This is a genomic window from Clostridium sp. CS1-1 (assembly GCF_056135525.1).
This window is the reverse complement of the sequence record NZ_CM148680.1, coordinates 4,064,605-4,079,990: the sequence shown is the minus strand read 5'-3', so window position 1 is coordinate 4,079,990 and position 15,386 is coordinate 4,064,605. Positions and strand designations below refer to the sequence as shown.

At 32.5% G+C, this 15,386-nt stretch carries 11 protein-coding genes and 2 pseudogenes; all 13 read left to right on the top strand.

What is annotated here, in order from left to right; all coding sequences use genetic code 11:
- Nucleotides 1-64 precede the first annotated feature (64 nt).
- The 13 genes and pseudogenes from AC0N0V_RS19165 (at nt 65) to AC0N0V_RS19105 (ending at nt 15,014) form a co-directional block, all read left to right on the top strand.
- Nucleotides 65-1,417: an APC family permease gene (locus tag AC0N0V_RS19165; protein ID WP_474460375.1), complete on the top strand. Its 1,353-nt coding sequence runs from the start codon at nt 65-67 to the stop codon at nt 1,415-1,417.
- A gap of 172 nt (nt 1,418-1,589) precedes the next feature.
- On the top strand, nt 1,590-2,660 hold the full coding sequence (gene mnmH / locus AC0N0V_RS19160; protein ID WP_474460374.1) for a tRNA 2-selenouridine(34) synthase MnmH: 1,071 nt from the start codon (nt 1,590-1,592) through the stop codon (nt 2,658-2,660).
- A gap of 277 nt (nt 2,661-2,937) precedes the next feature.
- On the top strand, nt 2,938-3,318 hold the full coding sequence (locus tag AC0N0V_RS19155) for a hypothetical protein (RefSeq protein ID WP_474460373.1): 381 nt from the start codon (nt 2,938-2,940) through the stop codon (nt 3,316-3,318).
- A gap of 442 nt (nt 3,319-3,760) precedes the next feature.
- Nucleotides 3,761-5,320: pseudogene (locus AC0N0V_RS19150) on the top strand (DNA gyrase/topoisomerase IV subunit B); the annotation flags it as partial.
- A gap of 347 nt (nt 5,321-5,667) precedes the next feature.
- Nucleotides 5,668-6,501, top strand: a complete 834-nt coding sequence (locus tag AC0N0V_RS19145; protein ID WP_474460372.1) for a hypothetical protein — start codon at nt 5,668-5,670, stop codon at nt 6,499-6,501.
- Between the two features lie 11 nt (nt 6,502-6,512).
- Nucleotides 6,513-6,908, top strand: a pseudogene (locus tag AC0N0V_RS19140) (DNA topoisomerase IV subunit B); the annotation flags it as partial.
- A gap of 17 nt (nt 6,909-6,925) precedes the next feature.
- Nucleotides 6,926-9,808, top strand: coding sequence for a DNA topoisomerase IV subunit A (locus tag AC0N0V_RS19135; RefSeq protein ID WP_474460371.1), 2,883 nt, complete (start codon nt 6,926-6,928; stop codon nt 9,806-9,808).
- A gap of 345 nt (nt 9,809-10,153) precedes the next feature.
- Entirely contained in the window at nt 10,154-10,858 is a 705-nt protein-coding gene (locus AC0N0V_RS19130) for an MIP/aquaporin family protein (RefSeq protein ID WP_474460370.1), read from the top strand.
- 235 nt (nt 10,859-11,093) lie between these two features.
- Nucleotides 11,094-11,657 (top strand): glycerol-3-phosphate responsive antiterminator, encoded by a 564-nt coding sequence (locus AC0N0V_RS19125; RefSeq protein ID WP_474460369.1) that lies wholly within the window; start codon nt 11,094-11,096, stop codon nt 11,655-11,657.
- A 123-nt stretch (nt 11,658-11,780) separates the two neighbouring features.
- A complete protein-coding gene (gene glpK, locus AC0N0V_RS19120) occupies nt 11,781-13,271 on the top strand; it encodes a glycerol kinase GlpK (RefSeq protein ID WP_474460368.1) in 1,491 nt (496 codons plus the stop codon).
- Nucleotides 13,272-14,020: 749 nt separating this feature from the next.
- A complete protein-coding gene (locus tag AC0N0V_RS19115) occupies nt 14,021-14,263 on the top strand; it encodes a hypothetical protein (protein ID WP_474460366.1) in 243 nt (80 codons plus the stop codon).
- Between the two features lie 51 nt (nt 14,264-14,314).
- Nucleotides 14,315-14,695, top strand: a complete 381-nt coding sequence (locus tag AC0N0V_RS19110; protein WP_474460365.1) for a hypothetical protein — start codon at nt 14,315-14,317, stop codon at nt 14,693-14,695.
- 64 nt (nt 14,696-14,759) lie between these two features.
- The gene (locus AC0N0V_RS19105) at nt 14,760-15,014 is read left to right on the top strand and encodes a DUF3781 domain-containing protein (RefSeq protein WP_474464589.1); all 255 of its coding nucleotides are present in this window, start codon (nt 14,760-14,762) and stop codon (nt 15,012-15,014) included.
- The last annotated feature ends 372 nt before the right edge of the window (nt 15,015-15,386 follow it).

Here is a 15,386-nt window from a genome sequence, read left to right as displayed (position 1 = left end):
AATTGCTCTTAATCTAATTAGGAATAATTTTAATATACATTCTTAATTAAAAGGGGGAAAAATCATGGGAAAAACAAATGAAAACACAACTACATTAAAAAGGGATATCAATGTGATGCAGGCAACATTGCTTGTAGTTGGTATAGTTATAGGTAGCGGTGTGTTTTTTAAACCAGCAGCAGTTTTTAAAAATGCAGGGGCACCAGGACTCGGAATACTTGCTTGGGTAGTTGGATGTATTATAACGGTAACAGGGGCGCTCACCATTGCAGAAATAGGTTCAGCTATACCAAAAGCAGGTGGATTATTTGCTTATTTAAAGGAACTATATGGAGAGAAGTGGGCATTCTTACTTGGATGGATGCAGACTGTTATATATTATCCAGGAATGAGTGCTGCACTAGCAGTAGTTTTTGCAACACAATGTACAAGTTTTATTGATTTATCACCAATGGCACAAAAAGTAGTGGCTGTGGGAATTATCATATTTCTAACAGCTGTTAATATTGTTTCTACAAAGTTTAGTGCTAAATTTGCATCTTTATTTACTATAGGAAAACTAGTACCAATAGCTGTAATCATCATTGCTGGCCTTTCAATGGGAAAGGTTCATGACTTTACTCCACTTACAACATCAGCTAGTACTGGATCAGGATTTGGAGCTGCGTTACTTGGAGTTTTATTTGCTTATGAAGGATGGGTTGCTGTAGCTAATATGGCAGGAGAGATGAGAAATCCTGCTAAAGACTTACCTAAAGCAATAATATTTGGATTAATAATTATTACTGTAGCATACTTAGGTGTTAACTTAGCTATAATAAATACAATGCCAGTAGCTCAAGTTGCTGCCTCAGCAAAAGCAGCTACTGACGCTTCAGTTATATTATTTGGACCAATAGGTGCAAAGCTTATTGCAGCTGGAATTTTGATCTCTATCACTGGATGCTTAAGTGCATTTATAATGACTGGTGGAAGAATGCCTTATGCAATGGCTGTAGATAACTTATTTGTATTTAAAGGTTTCTTTGGAAAGCTAAGCGAAAAGTCAGCTACACCTGCAAATGCAGTTATATTCCAAAGTACACTTGCTGCTCTATACGCTCTATCTGGATCTTTTGAAACTTTAACTAATTTAGCTACATTTGCTATGTGGTTATTTTTCATACTTGGTATAGCTGGAGTATTTGTGTTAAGAACAAAATTCAAACATTTAATAACAGAGAATTCATATAAGGTTCCATTGTATCCAATAATTCCTTTAATAGGCGTAGTTGGAGCGTTATATGTTGTTATAAGTACCTTGTTAACTGGAACAATGAATGCATTGTTTGGAATTGGGCTTACTTTAATAGGATTACCTATTTATGCATACATCAAGAAGTCTGAAGTTAGTGAGAGGATTTCTAGGGGTGCATAGGAAATAAAATTTGCATATTTTATTTATTCCTAATATAATAATTATAGACTAAGGTGTTATTTGACAAAACACCCTCCAGTTGAGGAGGGTGTTTTTTAGCGTGTTATTGCCAACTTTAATTATAATAGATTCAGAACTTCAGAATAGAAAGTGAAATTGTAGGTGATGTAGAATGTTATTGATGAAAACTATAGAATACTCCAAAATTGATGAAAATAATAATGAGGGTAAATATGTATTGATAGATGTAAGGAGTCCAGGAGAATTTAAAAGTTCAACTATTCCAGGTGCAGTCAACATCCCTCTTTTTGATGATGAGCAGAGAAAAGTTATAGGTACTGCTTATATGCAGGAAAGTGTAGAAAAAGCGAAAAGAATAGGAATAGAAGAAATCTCTAAGAACTTACCATCTATATATGAAAAGATAAGCGAACTCCAAAAAAAGTATAGCTCACTTGTATTTTTTTGTGCTAGAGGTGGTATGAGAAGTAGTTCAATAGTTTCACTTTTAACTGCACTTGGATTAAGAGTTTACAAGTTGGATGGTGGGTATAAAGGCTACAGAGCTTATATTAATAAAAAATTGCCAGAAGTAATGAAAGATATAAGGTTCGTTGTAATTCATGGTAATACGGGAACGGGAAAAACAAAGATGTTAAAAGAATTATCCGAAAGAGGATACGATACTTTAGATTTAGAAGGCTGCGCAAATCATAGGGGATCACTTTTGGGGAGCGTGGGACTTGGTGATCAATATAGTCAAAAGCAGTTTGAAAGTCTTGTATATGATAGCCTGAAGAAAAGAAATGGCAATTTAGTTTTCGTTGAAGGTGAAAGTAAAAGAATAGGTAAAATAATAATACCTGATTTTATTTTTGGATCAATGGTAGATGGTAAGCACATAAAAGTAATAGGAGATATAGATTTTAGAGCAAAAAATATAACAGAAGATTACGTGCAAGATAATGACTTAGAGCTTATAGAAGCTTTAAATAAATTAAGAAAGTACATCAGCGATAAAAATATCGATAAATATATAAGTGAAATCAAAGCTTCAAACTTTCAGTGGGTAATTAAAGAATTAATGGTGAAATATTATGATCCGATGTATGAAAATAATAAATATGATTGGGATTTAATCTTAAATATAAGTAGTATAGAGGAACCGTGCAACAGTATAATTGAATGGAGTAGGGATTTTATTGAGATATATACCAATGAGGCAGCATTTACGGTGGAGTAATTGACAGTGGACAGTTGAGGAGGATTTTTCTCCGCTGTGCTATGAGAAATCTTTTAAATTGTTTTGCCTGTAGTATAATCGGCAATGCTTTACCATAGGTAAAACGAGTTCTAAGGAAAAGCTTCCTTTAATGTCAACTTTAACTGATATGTTAAGTGGATTGTAGTAATGCATTAAAAATTCATAAATACGAATCACAAAACTAGTCCCTCTTTCCAAAATTCTGCATATAAAGATAGTAACAAGATTATTTGCAGTAATTGAAGGGAGGGGGATTATGACTATAATTGTTATCCAATATATTTCTATTGTACTTTTAGTGATTGGTGTAGGATACCTTTTGTATTTGTTAAAAGAAAAAGAGACGGTGTATAAAGAGGACTATCTTGAAATAGCCTATAGCATATTAAGTTCTCTAGGACATGTAAATCAAACGCCTGAGAACATAAAAAAGATATTGAGAGAAGTTTCAAAAGTTGTAATTTACATTGAAGACAATTATAGAAATGAAGATAATAAAATAAAAGAAGATAAAGCTCTGCAACTTGCAAAAGGGGAACTTAGAAATTTGAACCTTAGAAGGAGTATTGATGATAATAGTATAAGATACATTATAAGGTTATCGGCTGCAGTGCTTCCCCCAACGGGTAAGGACTGAGCAAAGTAATATTTTATATGCTTGTACAAAAATATATTTGATTTAGTAAAGTTGTAAAGAGAAAATTAATTGCTCTTTATGATTTCACGGATTAGTTTTATTATTTAAGGGGTAAGAGGTAATGTTGATTTTAAGATTACAAATTTATGATAGGGGATAAGGCTAACTCCGTAGTTATTATGGATTTAGTCTTATTTTATTAAATTCGCTGAATAGAATAACAGGCTATTACAATTTTATAAATAATTAAATGACAACTATAAGAAGTTGTTAAAATAGAAACGGTGTTGTATAATAAGTCAAAGTATGAGAGGGAATATAATAATTATTCAAGAATAATTAAAGAACATTTGTTTTTATTATTATTTTTTGCTATAATGGTAACGCTAATGTTTAGATTTAAAGTTAAGATATATTTATAATAAGATTTTGGAGGAGAGTCATGGAAAGTAAGGAAGAGCAAGTACAAGTTTATGATGTCACAGCCTTAACCTCCTTGGAAAAATTAGAACCTGTCCGAATTAGGCCAGGTATGTATATAGGTTCTACAGGGATTAAAGGTCTTCATCACTGTATATGGGAGATACTAGATAATGCAATTGATGAAATATCAAATGGTTTTGGAGATAAAGCTACAATTATATTAAATAATGATAAAAGTGTGACAATTATAGATAATGGTAGAGGTATACCTACTGGAATACATCCTACAAAGAAAAAGTCTGGTGTGGAGATGGTTTTTACAGAACTTCATACTGGTGGAAAGTTTAATAATGATATTTATAAAACCTCAGGAGGCCTCCATGGTGTTGGAGCAGCGGTAGTTAATGCTTTGTCAAAATGGCTTGAGGTTGAAATAAAGCAAAATGGTCACGTGCATAAACAAAGATTTGAATATGCTTACGATAAAACTGTTAAAAGAGAAATGCCAGGAACTGCAGTGACTGCATTGAAAGTAGTTGGAGATACTAAAGAAACAGGTACTAAAATAACCTTTATGCCAGATAAAGAAGTTTTCGGAGCTACGGAATTTAAGTTTGAGGTAATAGATGAAAGGCTTCAGGAGTTAGCTTTTCAAAATAAAGGAATAAGGTTAAAGCTTATTGATAATAGAAAAGATGAGATAGTAGAAAAAGAGTATCATTCAGAGCGAGGGTTACTAGACTTTATAGACTATCTAAATGAAAGTAAAACGGTTATTCATAATCCACCTATTCTCTTTGAAGGGGAAAGAGAAGTAAATGGACTCAATATGTATGGAGAGGTATGTATTCAGTTTACTGATTCTACTACAGAGTACATAGCAAGTTATGTAAATAATATTCCTACTACCGAGTCAGGAACCCATGAAAGTGGCTTCAAAACAGGAATGACTAGAGCCTTTAAGGAATGGGCTAAAAAGCTTAACTTAGTAAAAGAAAAAGATAAAGAGTTTGAAGGTGACGACTTAAGAGAAGGTATGACTGCCATAGTTAGAATAAAGATAAGCAACCCTATCTTCGAAGGTCAAACTAAAACTAAACTAGGTAATACGGAAGCTTACACTATGATGAATGATTTAGCTTATACTAAATTCTCAGAGTGGATAGAGGATAACAAAGATACTGCAGCCGGCATAATAAATAATGCAGTAGATGCAGCAGCAAGACGTGAAAAGATAAAGAAAATAAATGAAGCAGAGAAGAAAAAAATAGGAAAAGGTGCTGCACCGCTAGCAGGTAAAGTTGCGGTATGCACCTTAAAGGATCCTTCTGTTTGTGAATTTATTGTAGTTGAGGGAGATTCAGCAGGAGGTTCAGCAAAACAAGCAAGAGATAGAAGATTCCAAACCATAATGCCTTCTAAAGGTAAGATTATGAATACGGAAAAGCAGAAGCTTGAGAATGTACTTGGTAGTGAGGAGCTTAAGATATTTAACACTGCTGTAGGTACAGGGGTGCTAGATAACTATAATGAAGCAGATTTGAAGTATGATAAGATAATAATAATGTCAGATGCGGATAAACTATTGTCCCCTATGCAAGCAATTGTATAGTGATAACTTTGTGAATTGCGGGAAATCCCTTAGAGCTTTAATTACTAAATCATATGGCGACATATTGATGGCGAGGAGTAATTACCGAGGTATAGTAAAAAGATTAAAGATTGGGTAACCACGCAGCGAAGCTTCTTAGATATAGAAGAACGTTCAACGATCATCCCAGGCATGGGAGTAGGAGAAATCCGAAGCGCAAGGCTCTTCAGTATTTATTGAAGATGATGATATGATCTATGCCCTTTAAGTCTAGAAAGCATTTGCATAAAATTTAGCAATCAGCTAAAAACTACCATTAACATGGAGGTGTGCAAATGGGAGGAAAATATCAACTATCTACAGAAGAACTTAATAAAATAATTAATGATTATTTATCCGGGAAAACACTAAGACAGATGGAAAAAGAATCTTTACACTGTAAGGCATATTTATCTAAAATTTTAAAGGAAAATGGAGTGTATATTAGAGGTAATACTTTAAATAGTAGAAAGTATAGCCATAATGAGAATTTCTTCGAAAAGATAGATAATGAGTTTAAAGCATATTGGCTTGGATTTATATATGCTGATGGTTTTGTGGAATCAAAGCGTAAAATGAACAATCAAAAACTTGGAATAACGTTAAATGCCACTGATGAAAATCATTTATATAAATTCAGAAGTCATATAGAAGCAAATAATCCAATCAAAAACTATATTGGAAGCGGCTATAATGCTAGTGGCAAATTTGCTAAGATACTTTTAACAAGTCAAAAAACGGTGGATGATTTAAAACAATTAGGTGTTAAGGAAAATAAGACCATGACGCTAACTTTCCCAGATTGTAAAGTGGTACCTACCATACTAGTTAGGCATTTTATAAGAGGATATTTTGATGGTGATGGAACTATTTATCGTTGGAAAGATAAGAAATACGATTATTTTAATTATCAAATAAGTTTTACAGGTACAGAAGAAATCATAGTTGGTATTAGAAAGTTTTTTAAAAAAGACCTTGCTATTAATACAAGGCATAATGCTTTTTATATGAATATAGGAGGAAATCCTCAGGTTAAAAACTTGTTGGATATTTTATATACAAATTCCTCAGTGTATTTAGAACGAAAGTATGTTAAATATCTAGACTTATGTAAATATATTGAAAGATAGGGTAGTAACAGGTAGACGGGTACCATATTAGAACACTATGGATGACATACATATACAGATATATGAGATCACTAATTGCAAATGGACATCTTTATTTAGCACAACCACCTTTATACAAAGTATACAAGCAAGGTAAAGGTAAAGACATAGTAAAGTATGCTTATAGTGATGATGAACTACAAAAGGCAATAAAAGAGGTAGGAAAAGGTGCACTTTTACAAAGATATAAAGGACTTGGAGAAATGAATCCGGAACAGCTTTGGCAAACTACACTAAATCCAGAAACAAGGACTCTTCATCAAATCACCATAGAAGATGCAGCAAAGGCGGAAAAGATGGTATCGCTTTTGATGGGTGATGTAGTAGCACCAAGAAAAAGCTACATGTATAAGTACGCAGAATTTTAGAGAGGAGGAATTAGGGAATGGCGAAGAGACCGACAATGATTCCAAGTGACAAAAATATAATTAAAGTTTCAATTGAAGAAGCTATGCCAGATAACTATCTTCCTTATGCTGTGGAAGTAGCAAAAGATAGGGCACTTCCTGATGTTCGTGATGGGTTAAAGCCGGTACACAGAAGAATAGTATATGGTTCATATATGTTAAGAGCTTTTCCAGATAAACCTTATTATAAATCAGCTAGAATAGTAGGGGATATTTTAGGTAAATATCACCCACATGGGGATACATCAGTTTATGATGCCATGGTAATATTAGCACAGGACTTTACAACTAGAAAACCATTAATAGATGGACAAGGAAACTGGGGTTCACAGGATGGAGATAACGCTGCGGCAATGCGTTACACTGAAGCTAGACTTACTCCAATTGCCATGGAAATGATAAGAGATATAGACAAGGGAGTAGTTAACATGGTGGATAACTACTCTAATTCAGAAAAAGAACCAGAGGTCTTGCCAGCAAGATATCCAAACTTACTTGTAAATGGAGCATTTGGAATAGCAGTAGGACTTGCCACTAACATACCACCTCATAACTTAGGTGAAGTAATAGATGCGACAGTTGCAACTATTGATAACCCAGAATTAAATACAAAAGAGCTTATGGAGTATATAAAGGGACCAGACCTTCCTACAGGAGGTATTTTGATAGGTAAGAATTCTTTGATTTCTGCCTACGAAACTGGAGAAGGTAGGGTAACCTCAAGAGCAAAAACTTCTATTGAAAAATTAGAAAACGGAAGACTAGGAATTGTTATAACAGAATTTCCTTTTAGAAGAAGTAAGGCAAAACTCCTTCAGATTATTTCAGAGATGACAGCAGATAAAAAACACTCAAAATCTTTAGAAGCTATATCCGATATTAGGGATGAATCAGACAGAACTGGAATTAGAGCGGTAATAGAATTTAAAAAATCTGCAGATGAAGATACAGCAGACAAAGTTCTTAAGTACTTGTTTAAAAGAACGGACTTGCAGTGTAATATCTCCTTTAATATGGTGGCTATAGCAGATGGAAAGCCACAGACATTGGGACTAAAAGCGATATTATATCATTACATAAACCATCAAAAAGAAGTAGTTACTAAAAGATCAGAAAGGGAACTTCAAATAGCTGAAAAAAGATTTCATGTAGTTGAAGGGTTTATAAAAGCTATAGGTATAATGGATCAAATTATAGAAACTATAAGGGCATCCAAATCTAAAAAAGATGCAAGTAAAAACCTTATTGAGAGATTTGAATTTACTGAAGTTCAAGCAGAAGCAATACTTGAACTTATGCTTTATAGGCTTACTGGCCTTGAAATTGTGGCTTTTGAAAAGGAATATAAGGAACTTGAAAAAGAAATAAAAAGGCTTAGTAAGATACTTGGAAGTGAAAAAGAACTTTTAAAGGTTATAAAGAAAGAGCTTTTAGAAGTAAGGGAAAAGTATGCAGATAGCAGAAAAACAGCTATTGTTGAAAATGATGAGGAAGCTAAGATAGATATAGAGGAGCTTATAGTAGAAGAGGATATAGTAATAACTATGTCAAATGAAGGGTTTATTAAGAGAATTTCTCTAAAAACTTACAATCGCTCTAATGCAGAGACAGGTGACATAGAATATAGAGAAGGTGATTTTAATAGGTTCCTTATCAATTCTAACACAAAGAATGTTTTAGCTTTCTTTACTGATAAAGGAAATATGTATCAATTAAAAGGAGTAAATATTCCAGAGTTTAAGTGGAAGGAAAAAGGGGAAAAATTAGATACATTAATAAGAGGATTAGATTTGTCTGAGGAAAAGATTGTAGAAGTGTATGATATAGACAATTTCACTGCTGAGAAAGATTTTATATTTTTCACAAGTAATGGTTGCATGAAAAAAACAGGTTTAGATAAGTTTATCACAAACTATACTAAAATAATGGCGATAAAGCTTAAGGGAGAAGAAAGTCTAATAGATGTCAGGGTATTTGATCGAGAAAGAGAAGTGAAATTCCTAAAAACAACTACAGAAAAGGGTTTAGATTTTACTATAAAAGAGCCAGCAATAGAATCAGCAGATAGAAATATAATTAGTACTCAGTTGTTTAATTTACCTTCTAGTGATAAGGTTGTTGCTGTAGAGTTTACAGAGGAATTCTTGGATAAAACATTTAGTGTAGTTATTGATAAGACAGGAACAATTAAGATATCTGATAAAAAGTATTCTAATAAGGAATTAAGCACTTTTACAGACTCGTCTAGCAAAGTTTTAATTTTTTCAAATGACGGTAACATATTTGCTATACCTGCTGTTATGCTTCAAAATCTAGACAAAAAAGGAATAAACATAAAGGAGCTTTGGGACAGCATTGATAAGGATAAAATTCTAAGTATTATATCTATAAATAATTTTCAAGAAGAAGGAAGTATATATTTCTTTACCAAAAAGGGTATGGTAAAGAAGACGTCTTTAAGTGAATTTGAAGGAGAGTATCTGAAAGCTATTGGGTATAAATTTAAAAGTGATAAAGATGTTTTAATAAATGTACAATATAGCAGAGAGAATAAAGATGAGATTATGTTAATAACTAAGAAAGCAATGGGTATAAGATTTAGTGAAGATAGTGTAAGTTATATGGGGAAAATAGCATCTGGTGTTACTGGAATAAGCCTTAAGGATGATGACGAGGTAATATACGCATCTTTATTTAAAAGTAAAGAAGACGTCAGTAGAAGAATAGAATTAAGGTCATTAAAAGGCATTACTATGACAGTAAGGATTGATAGCTTTAAGCCTCAAAATAGAGCTGGAAGAGGAAAAAATCTAACTCTTGTAGTTATGGATGATTTTATAAAAGAGGTTAAACTTATTTAATTTGGCTATTTAGAGATTTGAAACAAATAATAGTAGCAAGAAGGCATATTCTAATGTTGTAGCTAAAATTATAATGACATTAAAGGATTGTTAAAAAGTTAACTGAATTTTACAATAAAAGCTGTTGCAAGTTTTAGAAAAATTAATTATAATTAATTTATAGAGTTTAATTATAAAGATGGCAGAGATTATGAGAGCCGCATTTAAAAAGGTATTTAAGTATACTTTCTTAGGTGCGGCTTTTTGCATAAATTGCAGCCATAATTATATTTAAATGTCTATTGTAATCGGTTACCGAAAGCCGAGTTAAAGAATAATTCATTAATATTTTTAGGGGGGACTGAAATGTCAAGTTTAACGGCTGAATTCTTAGGAACAATGATTTTAATACTTCTAGGAGATGGAGTTGTTGCGAACGTTCTATTAAAGAAAAGTAAAGGAGAAAACGGTGGGTGGATAGTAATAACTACAGGTTGGGCTTTAGCTGTTATGATTCCTGCGTTTATATTTGGAGGCATAAGTGGAGCTCACTTTAACCCAGCACTTACAATAGCACTAGCAGTTATAGGGAAATTTGCATGGGCTCAAGTTCCAGGGTATATAATTGCACAGATGCTTGGAGGAATTGCAGGAGCTACTTTAGTATGGTTAACTTATCTTCCACACTGGAAAGAAACTGAAGATAAAGGAGCAAAACTAGGAATATTTTGTACAGGCCCTGCAATTAGAAGTTATGGATCAAACTTTTTAACAGAAGTAATTGCAACTTGGCTATTGGTATTTGCAATACTTGGAATAGGTATACCAAAGGTAGCAGATGGTCTTCCGACTTTTGCGGTAGGTGGGTTAATTTGGGCACTAGGTCTTTCTCTTGGTGGACCTACAGGATATGCCTTAAATCCAGCTAGAGATTTAGGACCAAGAATAGCTCATGCAATATTACCAATTGCGGGAAAAGGTGATTCAGACTGGGGATATTCATGGATACCTGTTTTTGGACCAATAGTTGGTGCAGTTTTAGCAGGATTAATATTTATATCAGTTTTCTAGCATAAAGATAATTATTTTTAGATTAATGATTTAGTAATTATACTGATAATTATTTTAAATGATGAGATCTTATATTGATTCATAAAAGTTATATTTTATATAGATAATATTTCTCTTGAAGTATTTAGATAAATTTACTAAATTTAACATATTTACTTGAAAGATGATCTAATAGTGGTAAAATTATATGATATAAAGTGTAAAATTATAAAATTTACTAAAAGGGGTTCAGAAAATGAATTTATTAAGAGAAATGCTATTAGAAAATCCAATCATTGCAGCCATAAGGGATAACAAAGAATTAGAAAAAGTTATTAAAAGTAAGGCTGCCATAGTATTTGTATTGTATGGCGATATTTTAAGTGTACCAAAAGTATGTACACGCCTTAAAGAAGCTGGAAAAACTGTTTTTATACATGTAGATCTTATTGAAGGGTTAAGAGGCGATTCAGCAGGAATAAAATATATAAAAGAATACGCTAAGCCCGATGGAATAATAAGTACAAAGACATCAAACATTAAGCATGGTAATCAACTCGGAATGTATACAATTCAAAGGATTTTTGTAATTGACTCACTATCGCTAAAAACAGGAATTAAAAATATTTTAGATATAAGGCCTAATGCAGTGGAAGTAATGCCTGGAGTTGCAAGTAAAATTATAAGTTTCTTAGAGAAGGAAATTAATACGGATATCATAGCAGGTGGACTTATAAAAAATAAGAAAGATGTTATGGAATCTCTTGCAGCAGGAGCTATTGCTATATCTACAACTGAAGCTGTGTTATGGAATTCATAAATTGAATATCTAAGTTAAAATCCATTTTAAAAAGGTATATATTAAAATTAATAAATTTTATGTAGGTTTAAGGCACTCAGAAAATAGTTTGAAAATAGCTGTAAAAAGTAGGAGGAGTAAAACATGGCAAAGTATATTATGGCATTAGATCAAGGTACAACAAGTTCAAGATGTATTCTATTCAATGAGAGAGGACTAGTTGTTAGTTCAGCACAAAAAGAATTTAAACAAATATACCCAGAAGCTGGATTTGTAGAGCATGATCCTATGGAAATATGGGCAACTCAGTTTAGTGTAGCGACAGAAGCTCTATTTAAAGCTAGTATAAGTGCTGAGGATATTTCAGCGATAGGTATAACAAACCAAAGAGAAACAACAATAGTATGGGATAGAAGAACAGGGCTTCCAGTTTATAATGCAATAGTTTGGCAGTGCAGAAGAACATCAGAAACATGTGATGAATTAAGAGAAAAAGGCTTAGATAAAGTTATTAAGAATAAAACAGGATTGATTTTAGATGCATATTTCTCTGCAACAAAAATAAAATGGATACTTGACAATGTTCCAGGTGCAAGAAGAGAAGCCGAAAAAGGTAACTTAGTTTTTGGTAATGTAGATACTTGGCTTATCTGGAATTTAACAAAAGGAAAGGTTCACATTACAGATTATACAAATGCATCAAGAACAATGCTCTTTAATATACATGAATTAAAATGGGATAAGGAATTATTAGAAATTTTTGATATACCAGAATCAATGCTTCCAGAAGTAAAACCATCAAGTTGTGTTTATGGAGAAACTAATAAGGCTTTATTTAACGTATCAATTCCAATAGCAGGGGATGCAGGAGATCAACAAGCTGCATTATTTGGACAAACATGCTTTAAACCAGGTACAGCTAAAAACACTTACGGAACAGGATGCTTCCTACTAATGAATACAGGAGAAAAAGCCGTTGAATCTAAAAATGGACTTTTAACAACTATAGCAGTTGGGATAGATGGTAAGGTTGAATATGCTCTGGAAGGTAGTATATTTATAGGTGGAGCATCTATACAATGGTTAAGAGATGAACTTAGAATGATAAAATCAGCTTCAGAATCAGAAAGATATTGTACAGCAGTAGAAGATACTAATGGAGTTTATATGGTTCCAGCTTTTGTTGGAATAGGAGCTCCTTACTGGGATCAGTACGCAAGAGGAACCATCGTTGGTTTAACTAGAGGAACTAAAAAAGAGCATTTTATAAGAGCCACAGTAGAATCTTTAGCATATCAAACTTATGATGTACTCAAAGCTATGCAGGATGATTCAGGAATAGAGCTTCAAGCATTAAAGGTAGATGGAGGAGCATGTGCGAATAACTTCTTAATGCAATTCCAATCTGACGTATTAGACGTTCAAGTTGATAGACCAGAAGTTATTGAAACAACTGCATTGGGTGCTGCTTATCTTGCTGGACTTGCAGTAGGATATTGGAAGGACAGAGATGAAGTAGCTAAAAACTGGGCTATCTCTAGAAACTTCGAGCCTAACATGGTTGAGGAAAGAAGAGCGGAATTATTAAAAGGATGGCATGAAGCAGTTAAGAGATCTATGGGCTGGGCGAAGTAGCAAAAAAGGGCGACTAAATCGTAAGTTACGTCATGTTATAAGATTAGGTTTACGGTGTTTCATCAGCCCTCACTTCGAGAACAGAATCTAATACAAAAGCACCTTTAAAAGCTCCAATTATTTTTAATGTTTTCTTTTAGAAAACTGTAAAAATAATTGAGAGCTTTTAAGTGCTTCTGTATAAGATTCTGTAGTCTCTCGTTCGAAGCTAATTCCACATCATAAACCTAATCTTATAACAGTTGTAAATTTTAGTTTTTAATTTAACTCTTTAAATTATATGATGTAAGTTCTCCATTAGTACAAGGTATGCTAATGCCTTATGACGGAGTCTTTGAAGAGTATTTTTTCCTAGATTAGACTGATATCATAAAATATAACAAATAATTGTCTACAAGGACTCTAGTATAAATTTAGAGTACATTCTTACTTAGATAAAACTTAATAACAGATATTTACCTAATTTATAACCTGGCAAGCCTGATGATTTGGTAATAGTTTTAGAATTCTAATCTCAATGTTATACTAATAAAACATAGGATATAATTTATAATGCAGAACTTTCTATTACTAATAAATGCTTCACACCAGTAAATTATGGCGAAGTAAAATTATTTGTATAACATATAAATAGTAATTTGTAAATCTGACGTAGTTCTAAATATGAAAATGTTCTTTGAAATTGAATAATGTTATATTTACGAAATATGCCATAGTTTATTCATAATGGTAATTAAGGAGGAAATAACATGGTACCTTTTGGGTGTGGTAACCGTTGTGGGGTTGACATGGAGTACATAGGTGACGAAGATTGGAAATGTCCTACATGTGGTCGTGTTATTGCTTTTGGAGAGCCCGATGAAGAAGACGATGATAACGGAGAAACTCTTAGCGTATGGGATGCAGCAGATATCTATTTATCACGAGGTTTTGATGAGGATTATTCGTTTGGCTACACAGATGAGGAGCTAATGAAAGCACTTGGTAAATAGTAATTTGTAGAATAGTATTATCGAGACTCATATTTGTAAGGAGAGAGAAATATGTCACAGATTGATAGAGAAGTAGTTAAAGGGCATTTAGTAAAAGGCGGGAAAGTAGCATTACGTTTCGCAAGAGACATCTACGAAGAAAGTATAAATGAGGCAGGTAATAGAGCTTTTGCAGAGGCAATAGAAATAGGTATTGAAAATACAGTAGCAACACTTTACGAATTGAAAGTTGAAGATGAAGAAATTTATAATCTCTTGAATAAATATTGGGGAATATGTGGAGATGAGGCAATAGACAGCCTTTTTCACGAAAAAAATCAAGCTCTATTCAAGGAACTAAAGTTATTTTTGAAAATGCGAGGGTTATCTTCTAAGGAGATTCAACATTTTATGATTTCAAATAAAGTATCAATGAAATTGAAAAAGAAGTGAATGATTAAATATTTATAAGAGCATTAAATTCCAATTTTGTGAAGGAAAATACATGGTGACAAAAATGAATGATAATAAATGTGAATTAATACAAAACTTAGATAAGCTACACACAACCGAGTTGGGAGTTGGAAGAATTAAAAAGAATCTTTTTTTAGATGTGGACGATGTAGTAAAATGGTGTAGCGACAAAATACTAAATTCTAATGCTATAATAGTTAGAAAGGGTAAAAACTGGTATATAGACATAGATAATTGTGAAATAACAGTTAATGCATATAGTTATACCATTATTACCGCTCATAAGATAAAAAAATAGATTGGAATTCTTATAAAAGATTAAACAAATAAATTCCAATTTGTATAGTTGAGTAAAATGAGCATAGCATAAAGTTAAGTTGATTCGTTCTTTTCTTATTAGGCGAGAATATCTGTTTATCTAGATTTTTAGATACTTGAGTGCTTACGCACTGGGAAATTGTTTAAATTTAAATGTTTCATCACTATATTACTTTTGAAGCTATTCCCTTTTTATGCTATCGCATAATGGATTAGTGAGGCAAAGATTAAAAAATTAGTTTATTTAGTAGACTTAAAACCGATAGGAAATTTACAACTGTTAGAAGAGTAGGCTTATAGTGTGGAGACAGCTTTGAACGAGGCTTACAGAATCTTATGCTAGCTCATTTAA

What these genes read in the sequence shown, in the direction of transcription:
- AC0N0V_RS19145 (WP_474460372.1), top strand. Translation starts at nt 5,668, where the DNA reads ATGGGAGGAAAATATCAACTATCTACAGAAGAACTTAATAAAATAATT.
- mnmH (WP_474460374.1), top strand. Translation starts at nt 1,590, where the DNA reads ATGTTATTGATGAAAACTATAGAATACTCCAAAATTGATGAAAATAAT.
- AC0N0V_RS19155 (WP_474460373.1), top strand. Translation starts at nt 2,938, where the DNA reads ATGACTATAATTGTTATCCAATATATTTCTATTGTACTTTTAGTGATT.
- AC0N0V_RS19165 (WP_474460375.1), top strand. Translation starts at nt 65, where the DNA reads ATGGGAAAAACAAATGAAAACACAACTACATTAAAAAGGGATATCAAT.
- AC0N0V_RS19115 (WP_474460366.1), top strand. Translation starts at nt 14,021, where the DNA reads ATGGTACCTTTTGGGTGTGGTAACCGTTGTGGGGTTGACATGGAGTAC.
- AC0N0V_RS19125 (WP_474460369.1), top strand. Translation starts at nt 11,094, where the DNA reads ATGAATTTATTAAGAGAAATGCTATTAGAAAATCCAATCATTGCAGCC.
- AC0N0V_RS19110 (WP_474460365.1), top strand. Translation starts at nt 14,315, where the DNA reads ATGTCACAGATTGATAGAGAAGTAGTTAAAGGGCATTTAGTAAAAGGC.
- glpK (WP_474460368.1), top strand. Translation starts at nt 11,781, where the DNA reads ATGGCAAAGTATATTATGGCATTAGATCAAGGTACAACAAGTTCAAGA.
- AC0N0V_RS19130 (WP_474460370.1), top strand. Translation starts at nt 10,154, where the DNA reads ATGTCAAGTTTAACGGCTGAATTCTTAGGAACAATGATTTTAATACTT.
- AC0N0V_RS19135 (WP_474460371.1), top strand. Translation starts at nt 6,926, where the DNA reads ATGGCGAAGAGACCGACAATGATTCCAAGTGACAAAAATATAATTAAA.
- AC0N0V_RS19105 (WP_474464589.1), top strand. Translation starts at nt 14,760, where the DNA reads ATGAATGATAATAAATGTGAATTAATACAAAACTTAGATAAGCTACAC.